General features: G+C 74.7%; 7 protein-coding genes and 1 pseudogene. 4 read left to right on the top strand and 4 right to left on the bottom strand.

Features of this window, described 5'->3' with window-relative positions; translation table 11 throughout:
* Nucleotides 1-46 precede the first annotated feature (46 nt).
* Nucleotides 47-196, top strand: coding sequence for a hypothetical protein (locus tag A2CP1_RS23505; RefSeq protein ID WP_157061374.1), 150 nt, complete (start codon nt 47-49; stop codon nt 194-196).
* Nucleotides 197-218: 22 nt separating this feature from the next.
* Here A2CP1_RS23505 and A2CP1_RS17000 read toward each other — a convergent pair whose 3' ends face one another.
* Nucleotides 219-3947, bottom strand: coding sequence for a chemotaxis protein CheB (locus A2CP1_RS17000; RefSeq protein ID WP_015934519.1), 3729 nt, complete (start codon nt 3945-3947; stop codon nt 219-221).
* 334 nt (nt 3948-4281) lie between these two features.
* On the opposite strand from A2CP1_RS17000, the gene A2CP1_RS16995 reads away from it, so the two are divergent.
* The 3 genes and pseudogenes from A2CP1_RS16995 to A2CP1_RS24080 form a co-directional block, all read left to right on the top strand.
* Nucleotides 4282-5910 (top strand): sensor histidine kinase, encoded by a 1629-nt coding sequence (locus A2CP1_RS16995; RefSeq protein ID WP_015934518.1) that lies wholly within the window; start codon nt 4282-4284, stop codon nt 5908-5910.
* A 153-nt stretch (nt 5911-6063) separates the two neighbouring features.
* Nucleotides 6064-8889 carry a cation-translocating P-type ATPase gene (locus A2CP1_RS16990; RefSeq protein ID WP_015934517.1) on the top strand — a complete coding sequence of 942 codons (2826 nt, stop codon included), beginning with the start codon at nt 6064-6066 and terminating at the stop codon, nt 8887-8889.
* Between the two features lie 169 nt (nt 8890-9058).
* A pseudogene (locus A2CP1_RS24080) lies at nt 9059-9322 on the top strand (nitric-oxide reductase large subunit); the annotation flags it as partial.
* Between the two features lie 71 nt (nt 9323-9393).
* On the opposite strand, the gene A2CP1_RS16980 reads toward A2CP1_RS24080, so the two are convergent.
* The 3 genes from A2CP1_RS16980 to A2CP1_RS16970 all read right to left on the bottom strand — a co-directional run bounded on the left by A2CP1_RS16980 (nt 9394) and on the right by A2CP1_RS16970 (nt 12220).
* Nucleotides 9394-10863, bottom strand: coding sequence for an ABC transporter permease/substrate-binding protein (locus A2CP1_RS16980; protein ID WP_015934516.1), 1470 nt, complete (start codon nt 10861-10863; stop codon nt 9394-9396).
* The gene (locus A2CP1_RS16975; RefSeq protein ID WP_015934515.1) at nt 10863-11615 is read right to left on the bottom strand and encodes an ATP-binding cassette domain-containing protein; all 753 of its coding nucleotides are present in this window, start codon (nt 11613-11615) and stop codon (nt 10863-10865) included. Before A2CP1_RS16975 ends, A2CP1_RS16980 begins: the two co-directional genes overlap by 1 nt.
* A gap of 143 nt (nt 11616-11758) precedes the next feature.
* Nucleotides 11759-12220: a Spy/CpxP family protein refolding chaperone gene (locus A2CP1_RS16970; RefSeq protein WP_015934514.1), complete on the bottom strand. Its 462-nt coding sequence runs from the start codon at nt 12218-12220 to the stop codon at nt 11759-11761.
* Nucleotides 12221-12290: the final 70 nt, after the last annotated feature.

Below are 12290 nucleotides of genomic sequence, written 5' to 3'. Positions count from 1 at the left end.
TTACGACGCCACGAGCTTTTCCGCAGGGCAGGACTCCGGTACGCGAGTGGCTGCCTGCGTCGCGCGCCTCGCCGCGCTCGAGCTGACCGACCACGCGCGCTGGTGGAACCGACGGCGGCGCCGGATCATGGCGGACGCGCTCGTCGCCTGCGCGGAGGAGCTGGAGAGCACCGCGGACGCGGACCGGGCGCCGTGACCCGGAGGAGCGACCTCGCGCGTCACGGCGGCGCGCCGCCGCCCGGTGACGCCGGCGGTGGCGCACGATCGATGGCCTCCTGCACGCCCTCGACGGTCGTGGGCTTGGTCAGGTGCGCGTCGAACCCGGCCTCGACGGCGCGCCGATGGTCGTCGGGAAGCGCGTAGCCGGTGAGCGCGATCAGGAGCGTGTTCCTGAGGCCAGGCTCGTGGCGGAGCGCCCTCGCGACCGCGTAGCCGTCCATCTCCGGGAGCCCGATGTCGCAGAGCACGACCTCCGGCGTGAGCTCGCGCGCTCGCCTGATCCCGTGCGGACCGTCGTGCGCGACGGCCACCTCGTGGCCCTCCATCTCGAGCGCGAGCCGCAGGCTCTCCGCGGCGTCGATGTTGTCCTCGATCACCAGGATGCGGCGCGGGCGCGGCGGCGCCGCGGCCGGCGCGACCTCGACCCTTGCCGGCGCTGCCATGAGCGGGAGCCGCACGATCACCTCGGTGCCCATCCCCTTGCCGCCGCTCGACAGCGCGATCGTGCCGCCGTGCGTCTCGACGAGCCCCTTCACGAGCGCGAGGCCGAGCCCGAGCCCGCCGAGGCGGCGGTCGAGGGTCGTGTCGGCCTGCGAGAACGGCTGGAACAGGCGCGGGATCATCGCGGGATCGACCCCGACGCCGGTGTCCCGGACGCGCAGCACCGCGACGGGATCGGCGGCCTCGAGGGACAGCCGGACCGAACCGCCGCCGGGCGTGAACTTCGCCGCGTTCTGGAGCACGTTCCCGATCACCTGCGCGAGGCGGGTCGCGTCCCCCTCGACCCACACCGGCTCGTCGGGGAGCGCGACCTCGAGCGCCACCTCACGCGTGGTGAAACTGACGCGGTGGTCCTCGGCCGTACGCCGCGCGAGCTCGCGGAGGTCCAGCGGCCGGCGCTCGACCTGGAGCTTGCCGTTCGCGATGCGCGTCGCGTCGAGGAGGTCGTCCACGAGCCGGGCGAGGTACCCCACCTGGCGGGCGATGATCTCGTGCGCCTTGGCCGCTGCGCCGGTGTCCGCCGTCGCATGCTCGAGGACGTGGAGGCTGCTCAGGATGGGCGCGAGCGGGTTCCGGAGCTCGTGCGACAGGACCGCGAGGAACTGGTCCTTCCTCCGGTCTTCGTCTCGGAGCGACTGCTCCGCGCGCTCGCGCTCCTCCACCGCCCGCCGCAGGGCCGCCTCCGTCTCCTTCAGCTGGGTGATGTCGATGAAGGAGACCACCACCCCCGCGATCACGTTGGATGGGGTGCGGTACGGGTTCATCCGCATGAGGAACGACCGCTTCTCGTCCACCAGCCCGACGGTGCGCTCGACGGGCGCGAGGGTCTCGAGCACCGTCGCCACCTCCTGGGGCACGCCCTGGGCGTCGAACCGGGCGGCGAAGTCGGACAGCGGCCGCCCCACGTCGCCGTCGGCGAGCCGGAAGACCGCCGTCGCGGCCGGCGTGAACCGCGCGATCCGGGACTGACGGTCGAGGAAGATGGTCGCGATCTGTGTGCTCTGGAACAGGTTCTGGATGTCGCCGTAGAGCAGCTCGAGCTCGTCCACCTTCTTGTTCAGCTCGGCGTTGAGGGTGTTGAGCTCCTCGTTCACCGACTGCAGCTCCTCCTGGGAGGTCTGGAGCTCCTCGTTGGCGGAGTGCATCTCCTCGTTCATCGCCTGCAGCTGCTCGTTGGAGCTGCGGAGCGCCTCGTTCGCGTTCTCGAGCTCCTCGATCGTGACCTGGAGGCGCTCCTGGGTGCTCTCGAGGTCGCGCTGGAGCTGCCGGTGTCGCTCCAGCGTCGGCGCGTCGAGCGGCGTGCCGTGCGCGATGGGAACGGACTGCAGCTCCTCGAACACGACGAGGAACAGCTCGTCTGGATCCCGCTCCGAGGGAGGGAGCGGCCGGACGACGATGTTCAGCCGGCGCTGGACGCCCTCCGCCTCCACCACCACGTCCTTGTACGTGACGGGCTTCGCCTGGCGCGCGGCGTTGTGGAGGGCGGCGGAGAGCTCGACCCGGAGCTCGCGCCGGGCGACGTGCATCAGGTTCGTCGAGGGGGCGCCGGCGCGGGGGGGCAGGAAGAAGGCCAGCTTCGTCCCCCAGTAGTACCGGATCTCGCCGCGGGCATCGACCACCACCGACGGAGGCGCGTACTCCTCGAGCACGATGCTGCGCGAGCGATCGGCGGCGCTCCTCACCTCGGGATCGCCCCGCCGGCTGGGCGCCGCCAGCTCGAGGGGCAGCGCCCGCCTCCCTGGCGGGAGGATCGCCGGGCGCCGGTCCACCTCGCGCCGGCGGAACACGCGCTCCGTCTTGTCCACGACCTCGAACAGCTCCAGCTCCTGCGCGTCGATCATCTCGGCCTTGCCGAGGAGCAGGTAGCCGCCCGGGCGGAGCGCGTAGTGCAGGAGCTCGATGACCCGCTTCTGGAGCGCGGGCTCGAGGTAGATGAGCAGGTTGCGGCAGGACACGAGGTCCATGCGCGAGAACGGCGGATCCCTGACGAGATCGTGCTCCGTGAAGATGCAGAGGTCGCGGAGCGGCCGCGTGACCGAGTACGAGTCCCCGCGCCTCGTGAAGAACCGGGCCAGCCGCTCGGCGCTCACCTGCCGCTCGACGACGCTCGTGTACTGGCCTCGCCGCGCCTCCGCGAGGGCCGAGGCGTCGATGTCCGTCGCGAAGACCTGGATCTGCGGCGGGCGCGGCAGCTCGTCGCCGCGCTCGCAGAAGAGGATCGCGAGCGAGTAGGCCTCCTCGCCGGAGGAGCAGGCCGGCACCCAGAGCCGGACTCCCTCGGCCCGCCGCCGCTTCAGGAGGTCGGGGATCACGACCTGCTCGAGCACCTGGAACGGCCCGTCGTCGCGGAAGAAGCTCGTGACGTTGATCGTCAGGTCCTCGGCGAGGAACCGCGTCTCGTCGGCATCGCCCTCGAGCAGGGCGGCGTACTCCCGGACCGAGCCGAGCCCGGTGGCGGCCATCCGCCGGTGGAGCCGGCGGAGGATCGTGGTCCGCTTGTAGCGGCTGAAGTCGTGTCCCGTCGTCCGACCGACGGTCTCGAGCGCCTGCCGGAGGCCTTCCGCCTCGCCCCGCGCGCTCTCGGGCGGATGGTGCCGCCGCTCCGCGGCGAGCTTGACGAGGGCCGCCGGGATCTCCTCGGCGGGGAGGACCTGCTCCACCATCCCCGTCGCGATCGCGGCGGCGGGCATGCTCTCGTACCTGGCGTCGCCGGCGGCCTGCGCGAAGGTCCGGCCGCCGTGCCGCTTCACGGCCGCGATGCCGAGCGCGCCGTCGGAGCCCGTCCCCGAGAGCACGACGCCGACGGCGTTCTCGCGCTGGTCCTCCGCGAGCGAGGTCAGGAACGCATTCACCAGCAGGCGAGCGCCCCTGTGGTCGAAGGGGACGAGCCGCAGGGCGCCGCGCTCCACGACGAGCCCCGCCGCGGGTGGGATGACGTACACGTGATCGCGCTCGATGCGCTTCCCCTCCGACGCGAGCTCGACCGGCAGCTGCGTGGCCCGCGCCAGGATGTCGGCGAGGCTGCTCTCGTGCTCCGGGGAGAGGTGCTGCACGACGACGTAGGCGAGGCCGCTGTCCGGCGGTACTTGCCGGAGGAAGCGCTCGAGCGCTTCGAGGCCGCCTGCCGAGGCGCCGATGCCGACGACGAGGAGGCGCTCGCCCTCCCTGGCGCGCCACTCGGCTTCCTGCGCGTCGCTCGCCGTTCGTTCGGGACTCGGCGTGGCCATGGTCGCGGCTCGATTTTTCCCCGCTCGACGGGCCGGGCTCGACGGGTGAGAAGCGGCCCCGCCCGGCGGAGAGGGGTGGTGGTGGAGCGGCTGCACGCCTCCCGCCCACCGGCGGCGATCCGAGGTCTACACCCGCGTCGGCCCAGATCTAAGCAGTAACCGAGGTGCCGACGCGGTCGCACGGGGGCGTACCGGCGTCCGGCCGCTCCCCCATCTGCGCCGACCGGCCCTGTGCTCGGCGAACCGCCCGGCTTCTTGGGGCAGCCCGCGCGGCTGCGGACCGAGGTGGTAGCGTGACCGCCCACGACGCGAGCTTCACCCGGAGTGCCGCGGCATGTCGTCCCCGAGCCGAGAGCCTGCTTCGCACCGCCGCGCGTCCGCCGCCGAGCTGTTCCAGCGGCTGTGGGACGAGGTGGCGGACCTCGTCGGCTCGGCGGCGACCGCCGCGCTGCTGCGGCGGGCGCTGAAGCGTGCAGCGGAGAAGCAGCCGGAGCTGGCCGCGGTCGTCCTGAGGCGCGAGGGGCTCGGATACGCGTGGGTGCTCCCCGGCGCGTGGCACGACCCCGCGCGGCGCGAGGCCGTCGAGCAGCTGCGGCGGCTGGTGCGCGAGGATCTCCACCCGTCGTTCCGTGAGCTCGCCGGACTCGTGATCGCGCGCCGGCTCGCGCGGGCGCCGGAGCTGGTCGAGGCGGGCCCCGCGGCGAGGAGGCAGGGTGACGGAGCCCACGCCGTGACCCCGCCCCCCACGGCCTCGGTCCTCGCCGACCTCGCGCACGCGCTCGAGGCCGGTCAGGACGCGGAGGCGCGCGTCCGGCGCGCGCTCGCTGCCCTCCGCCGCCTCGTACCCCACGATCGGTGCGCGCTCGTGAACGCCACGGCGGCGGCCGCGCCCCGGCTCCTGCTCGAGCCGCCGCTGCCCGAGCCCGAGCGCCGTCGCCTGGAGACCAGGGCGGAGGCGCTGCTCGCGTCGCTCTTCGACCACGCCCCCGGCGCGCTCCCGCCGATCCCCGCCGGGCCGGCGTCGCACCTCGCGGTGCCGCTCGTCGCGCTGGACGCGCTCGCCGGCGTCCTCCTGGTCGAGCGCGACGACGCCGCGTACGGTGAACAGGATCTCCAGTTGCTCTCGGTGGTCGCCTCGCTGCTCGGCGCCTACCTCGCGTCCCTCCGGCTGCACGACGAGGAGCGCCGGGTCGCGCAGGAGCTCCGTGACGCGATCGGCAGGCGGACCCACTTCCTGAGCATGCTCTCGCACGAGCTCCGGAACCCGCTCGGCTCCATCGGCAACGCGCTGCACCTGCTCGACCGCGTGGCGCCAGGCAGCGAGCGCGCAGCGAGCGCGCGCGCCATCATGGGCCGGCAGTTCGGTCACCTGACGAGGCTCGTGAACGATCTGCTCGACGCGACCCGCCTCGCGAGCGGCAAGGTGCAGGTCCGCCGCGCGCGAATGGATCTCGCCGAGGTCGTTTGCCGGACCGTGGATGACCACAGATCCCTGTTCGTCCGCGGCGGCGCCGGTCTCGACCTGCGGGTCGCCGACGGGCCGCTGTGGGTGGACGGCGACGCCGTCCGGCTCGCGCAGGTGATCGGCAACCTGCTCTCCAACGCGGCCAAGTTCGCGGGCCCCGACGGAAAGACCGAGGTGTCGGTCGCGCGCGAGGAGCCGGGGATTGCGGTCGTGCGCGTCCGCGACGACGGGGTCGGGATCGCGCCGGAGGTCCGCTCCCGGCTCTTCGAGCCGTTCGCCCAGGGGGCCGACACGCTGGATCGCAATCGAGCGGGGCTCGGGCTCGGGCTCGCGCTCGCGAAGGGGCTGGTGGACCTCCACGGGGGCACGATCGCCGCCCGCGGCGACGACGGGAGCCGCGGCACCGAGCTCGTCGTCACGCTCCCGCTCCTGCCGGAGACGCACGCAGCGGCGGCGCCTGCGTCCGGAGAGAAGGCGGATCGAGCGACCGCTCCCTGAGCGGGGAAAGGTCCCGCAGGTGCGCAGCCGCCTGCTGCGCAATGCCCCACCCCCCGATGTCGGCGCCCGGATCCGGCCGCGGCGGGCGTACGTTGATGCGGACCCACGGCTGCGGCACGGGCCCGGTGGCCGCGGTGGGCAAGAGCCACGGACATGGTCGCACTCCCGGAAGTCGCCGCCGCGCCCCAGGATCGCCCGCCGTACCGCCGCACCGCCCGCGACGTCGTCGCCTCGCTCGCCGGGGACGGGAAGCGCGGGCTGACCGACGGAGAGGCTCGGGACCGACTCCGCAGGTACGGGCGGAACGAGCTGCCGTCCGCGCCGCCCGTCCCGGCCTGGCGCCGGTTCCTCGCCCAGTTCAAGGACGTCCTCACCGGCCTCCTGCTCGTCGCGACCGCGGTGTCGTTCGCCGCCTGGTGGCTCGAGCCCGAGGGGCCCGTGCCGTACGAGGCGCTCACCATCCTCGCGGTCGTGCTCCTGAACGGCGTGCTCGGGTTCGCGCAGGAGAGCCGCGCCGAGCAGGCGCTGGCGGCGCTCGAGGCGATGTCGGCCCCGAGCGCCCGCGTGCTGCGCGACGGCGAGCAGCGGATGGTGCCGACGCCCGAGCTCGTGCCGGGCGACCTGCTCCTGCTCGAGGAGGGCGACACGATCGCGGCCGACGCACGGGTGGTCGAGTCCATCGCGCTCCGGGCCGCCGAGTCGGCGCTGACCGGCGAGAGCACCGCCGCCTCGAAGGACTCCGCGCCGCTCGCCGAGGAGGCGGGGATCGGCGACCGGACGAACATGGTGTTCAGCGGGACCGCGATCGCGGCGGGGCGCGGCCGCGCGGTGGTCACCGGCACCGGGCGGGCCACCGAGATCGGCAGGATCGCCGCCTCCCTGCAGGCGACGGAGGAGGCCCCGACGCCGCTGCAGAAGGAGCTCGACGGGGTGGGGAAGCTGCTCGGCGCGGCGGTGGTCGCGATCGCCGTCGTGATCGGCGCGACGCTGGTGCTGGTGGAGCACCTGAACGCGCTGGCGGACCTCCTGGACGTGCTGCTGCTCGCGGTGTCGCTCGCGGTGGCGGCGGTGCCGGAGGGCCTCACCGCCATCACCACCATCGTGCTGTCGCTCGGGACGCGGCGCATGGCGGAGCGGAACGTCATCGTCCGCAAGCTGTCGTCGGTCGAGACGCTCGGCTCGACCACCACCATCTGCTCGGACAAGACCGGGACGCTCACCCGGAACGAGATGACGGTCCGCGCCGTGGTGACGGCGAGCGGCCGCGTGGACCTCACCGGGACCGGCTACGATCCGGCGGGCGAGGTGCAGCAGGGCGGGGAGCCGGTCGAGGACCCGGCGCTGCTGGAGGAGGTGTCCCGGACGCTCGCGGCCGGGGAGCTGGCGAACAACGCGGCGCTCCGCCAGGAAGGCGGGCGCTGGACGGTCCAGGGCGATCCGACGGAGGGCGCGCTGGTCGTCGCGGCGCGCAAGGTCGGCCACGCGTCGGAGGCGCTCCATGGCCGCTTCCCGCGCGTCGGCGAGGTGCCGTTCTCGTCCGAGCGCAAGCTCATGAGCACGGCCCACACCGACGCCCAGGACCCGGGCCGGACGATGGTCTTCTCCAAGGGCGCGCCCGACGTGCTGCTGGCGCGCTGCACCGAGGAGCGCGTCGGCGCGGGGACGCGACCGCTCACGCCGGCCCGCCGCGAGGAGCTCGGGCGCGCGGTGGACGCGCTCGCCGCGGAGGCGCTGCGCACGCTCGGCGTCGCCTACCGCGCCCTCGGCCGCGACGCGGCGGCGGAGGCGGTGACCGAGGAGCTGGAGCAGGCGCTCGTGTTCCTCGGGGTGGTGGGGATGATCGACCCGCCGCGGCCCGAGGCACGCGACGCGGTCGCGCGGGCGAAGCGCGCGGGGGTGCGTCCCGTCATGATCACCGGCGACCATCCGGCCACGGCCTCCGCGATCGCGGCGGAGCTCGGGATCGCGGAGTCCGGCGCCGCGGCGGTCACCGGCACGGCGCTGCAACGGATGGACGAGGCGGAGCTGCGCGACACGGTGCGCGAGGTCGCGGTCTACGCCCGCGTCGCCCCGGAGCACAAGCTGCGGATCGTCCGGGCGCTGCACGCGAACGGCGAGATCGCCGCGATGACCGGCGACGGCGTGAACGACGCACCGGCGCTCAAGGCCGCCGACATCGGCGTGGCGATGGGGATCACCGGCACCGACGTGGCGAAGGGCGCCGCGGACATGGTGCTGGCCGACGACGACTTCGCGTCGATCGTGGCCGCGGTGGAGGAGGGGCGGTCGATCTTCGCGAACATCCAGCGCTTCCTCCGCTTCCTGCTGTCGTCGAACATCGGCGAGGTGCTGGTCATGTTCCTGGGCGTGGTCTTCGCCGGGACGATCGGCCTCGTGGCGGAGGAGGGCTCCGCGCTGGTGGTGCCGCTCCTCGCCACCCAGATCCTGTGGATCAACCTGCTGACCGACTCCGGGCCGGCGCTGGCGCTCGGGGTCGAGCCGCCCGATCACGACGTGATGCTGAGGCCGCCGCGCGATCCGCGCAGCCGCGTCCTCCCCGGCCGCGCCTGGCTCGACATCGTCTTCATCGGCGTCGTCATGGCGGTCGGCACGCTGCTGGTGATGGACTGGGAGCTCCCCGGCGGGCTCGTCTCCGGCGCGGACGCGGGGCAGGGGATCGGTCGCGCGCGGACGATGGGCTTCACGACGCTCGTGTTCTTCCAGCTCTTCAACACCTTCAACTCACGCTTCGAGCACCACAGCACGTTCCACCGGCTCTTCGCCAACCGGTGGCTGTGGCTGGCGGTGGCCGGCTCGGCGGCGCTGCAGGTCGCGGTCGTCCACCTGCCCTTCCTGCAGCGCCCGTTCCGCACCGTCCCGCTCGACGCCGGCGACTGGCTCCTCTGCGTCTCCGTGGCGAGCTCCGTCGTCTGGATCGGCGAGCTGAAGAAGCGGGTCCTGCGCGGTCGCCGGGGCTGAGAGAGCGTGAACCCATCCCCTCCCGTCGCCGCGGCGGCCGATCCGCGTCGCATCGCGTCGTTGCTCCTCCCTCACATGCCGGCGGGCATGCTCGGTCGTCGCGCCTCGCCTACCGCACCTACACGGCCTCGCCCCCATCCCGGAGCGGACCGTCGATCCGCGAGGCCGCGTGGGGTTCGACCGCGAGGACGTCCTCGCGGGCCAGGAGCTGCTCCTCACCCGCGGCCTGGGCGAGTCGGAGCGGGAGGGGGGCCCGCGGACGTGGGCCGAGCTCCGCGAGAACCGCTACGATCCGGCCACCGGGGTGCTGAGGTTCACCGAGGGCCAGGCGGCGGCGTTCGAGCACGCGCGCGAGTCGCCGCGTGCGTTCTTCTCGCAGCCGAGCGCGAGGACCGGGCTCTCGCCGGGGCTCGTCTCCAGCCCCGACGACCTCCGGCGCCTGACCGCGTTCTTCGCGTGGACCGCCTGGGCCGCCGCCGCAGACGCGCGCGGCGGGCCGGGGGGTCACCCCCGCTCCGCCCGCAGGCCCGCCGGCACGAGGAGCTTCTCGGCCAGATCGAACAGCCCCTGCACGCCCAGCGCGAGGAGCGCCGCGGGGACCGCGCCCTCGAGGATGAGCGGCACCGACAGCAGCCGGATGCCGGTGAGGATGGGCTGGCCGTAGCCGCCGGCCCCCACGAGCGCGCCGAGCGTCGCGGTGCCGACCGTGATGACCGCGGAGGTCTTCACGCCGGCCAGGATGGCGGGGGTGGCGAGCGGCAGCTCCACCCGCCGGAGCCGGGCGAGCGGCGGAAGCCCGAGGGCCTCGGCCGACTCCCGCAGCTCCGGGGCCAGCCCGGTGAGCCCGGCGTGCGTGTTCCGCACGATCGGCAGGAGCCCGTACAGGAACAGCGCCGCGATGGCGGGGCGCGCCCCGATCCCGAGGAGCGGGATCATGAACACGAGGAGCGCGAGCGAGGGGACGGTCTGCACCACCCCCACGATCGCGAGGACGAGCCGGCCGAGCCGCGGGCGGCGCGCGGCCAGGATGCCGAGGGGCACGGCGGCGAGGATCGCGCCGGTGAGCGCCACGGCGACCAGCACGAGGTGCTCGAGCGTGCGATCGGCGACGCGGCGCGCGAGCCCGTCCGTCGCCACCGGTGCCGGCGCGAGCCCGAGCCGTTCCGCGAGGAAAGCCGCCGCCACCTCGCCGGGGTCGGCGTGCTCCAGCTGCACGCGCGCGTTCATGGCGGTCATCTCTCGCGCGGTGATGGTGCCCGCGAGCCGGCGGATGGCTGCGACGGCCGCAGGGGCGCGCGCGTCGAGATCCAGCCGCTGGAGGATCACCGCGTCGTAGCGCGGGAACGCCCGCCGGTCGTCGTCGAGCGCCGACAGGTCGAGCTGGGCGATCTGGGCATCCGTCGAGTAGAGGTCCACCACGTCCAGCGCGCCCTCCGCCAGCGCGCGATAGGCGAGGTCGTGGTCGAGCCCGCGCACCGACGACGCCGAGAGGCCGTAGCGCGACCGGAGCGCGGGCCAGCCGTCGGCGCGGTCCACGAACTCGTTCGTGAAGCCGAACCGGAGCCCGGGGTGCCGGAGCAGGTCCGAGATGGTCCGGATGCCGAGCCGCTCGGCGGCTGCACGCCGCATCCCGAGCGCGTAGGTGTTGTCGAAGCCGAGCACGGCCGCCACGCCGACCCCGCGCGCCGACAGCGCGCGCCGGAGGGCGGCGTCGTCGGCGATCGGCTCGCCGGCCAGGATCTCGCGGACGAGGGTGCCGGTGTACTCGGGGTAGACGTCGATCTCGCCCCGCGTGAGCGCCTCCCAAACCACCCGCGTCCCGCCGAGCGCCCGGCGGTGGACGGCGGCCGTCCCCGTCGACGCGGCGGTCTGCGCGACGATCTCGCCGAGGACGACCGACTCGGTGAAGGCCTTCGAGCCGACGCGGACCCCGGGGGTCGCCAGCGCGGCGAGGGCGAGGGCCACCGCGAGCATCACCGCACCTCCGGGAGGACGAGGGCCCGGTGGGCGCCGACGAACCGGGCGACGAACGGATCGGCGGGGTGACGGGCGAGATCCTCGAGCGTCCCCGCCTGGACCACCCGGCCGTCCCGGAGCAGCACCAGCCGGTCCGCGAGGAAGGCCGCCTCGGCGAGATCGTGGGTGACCAGGACGACCGTCTTCGACAGCGCCCGGAAGGCGGCCCGCAGGTCCTCCTGGAGCCCGGCCCGCGTGATGGGGTCGAGCGCGCCGAGGGGCTCGTCGAGGACCAGGAGCTCGGGATCGAGCATCAGCGCCCGGATCAGGCTGACCCGCTGCGCCTGCCCGCTCGAGAGCGCGCCCGGGTGGCGCTCCAGCGCGTCGGCCGGGAGGCGCGCCAGCGCCGCGAGCTCCGCCAGCCGCGCGCGGACGCGCTCCGCGGCCCAGCCCAGATGGCGCGCGACGAGGGTGGTGTTCGCGGCGGCGGTCAGGTGCGGGAAGAGGCCACCGCCCTGGACGACGTAGCCGATGCGCCTGCGCGCCGCGTGGTCGCCGGGTCCGATCGGCGCGCCGAGGAAGCGGACCTCGCCGGCGTCGGGACGGAGGAGGCCGAGCGCCAGGCGGAGCAGGGTGGACTTGCCGGCGCCGCTCGGCCCGAGGAGCGCCACGGCCTCGCCACGGCTCACGGTGAGTGACACCGGCCCGATGGCCGCCGGCCCGCGGAACCGCTTCGTGAGCTGGTGCAGCTCGAGGACGGGTTGGGCCATTCGCTGGGCGGGCTCCGCGGGCCCCCTCTTCGCGTCTACCTCTACCCCGGTCCGCGCCGGCGCGGCGCGGACATCCGGGGTCGGGCGCGCGAGCGCGCCGGGAGCGCGTCAGGGCGGCGCGGCGCCCCGGCCCCGGCCGCCGCTCACGCGTGCGCGCCGTGAACCCCGCCGCAGCCGTGCCGGCGCGGCCCCTCGCGCAGGAGGATCGCGAGCCGCTCGCGCTGCGCCGGGTCGAGCACGTCGTGGACGCGGGCGACCGCCTCGGCGACGCGGGCCCGGAGCGCCGAGGCGCTGGCGAGCCGCGCTTCGATGGCCTCGCGCACGCGCGTCGCGTCGAGCCCGGGCGCGACGATGAGGTCGGCGAGGTCGCCGCGGAGCGGGTGCGCGTCGGCGCGGAGCGCCCTGAACGCCTCGGACAGCGCGTCCAGCTCGGCGCGGACGGCGCGCTCCTGGTCCGGGCTCGCGCCGATGCGGCGGAGGAGCCAGCCGGCGCGGACCTGGCCGTGGCCGTGGCGCCGCCACCGGCGGAAGGCGGCGGCGCGGACGACGCCGGCGGCGAGGAGGACGACGACGGCACCGAGGGCGCCGGACAGGAACGAGCTCATGGGGATGCCTCCGTGAAGGTCACGGGAGCATCCTCGCGTGCGCGCTTGTCCGGTGCGCGTCGCGAACGTG

The sequence above is a fragment of the Anaeromyxobacter dehalogenans 2CP-1 genome (assembly GCF_000022145.1).
Taxonomy (GTDB): Bacteria; Myxococcota; Myxococcia; order Myxococcales; family Anaeromyxobacteraceae; genus Anaeromyxobacter; species Anaeromyxobacter dehalogenans.
This window is presented reverse-complemented; position numbering and strand designations above follow the sequence as displayed.

Excerpts from the sequence above, each read along its gene's own strand:
- A2CP1_RS17000 (WP_015934519.1), bottom strand. The coding sequence starts at position 3,947 with ATGGCCACGCCGAGTCCCGAACGAACGGCGAGCGACGCGCAGGAAGCC.
- A2CP1_RS16990 (WP_015934517.1), top strand. The coding sequence starts at position 6,064 with ATGGTCGCACTCCCGGAAGTCGCCGCCGCGCCCCAGGATCGCCCGCCG.
- A2CP1_RS16995 (WP_015934518.1), top strand. The coding sequence starts at position 4,282 with ATGTCGTCCCCGAGCCGAGAGCCTGCTTCGCACCGCCGCGCGTCCGCC.
- A2CP1_RS16980 (WP_015934516.1), bottom strand. The coding sequence starts at position 10,863 with ATGCTCGCGGTGGCCCTCGCCCTCGCCGCGCTGGCGACCCCCGGGGTC.
- A2CP1_RS16970 (WP_015934514.1), bottom strand. The coding sequence starts at position 12,220 with ATGAGCTCGTTCCTGTCCGGCGCCCTCGGTGCCGTCGTCGTCCTCCTC.
- A2CP1_RS16975 (WP_015934515.1), bottom strand. The coding sequence starts at position 11,615 with ATGGCCCAACCCGTCCTCGAGCTGCACCAGCTCACGAAGCGGTTCCGC.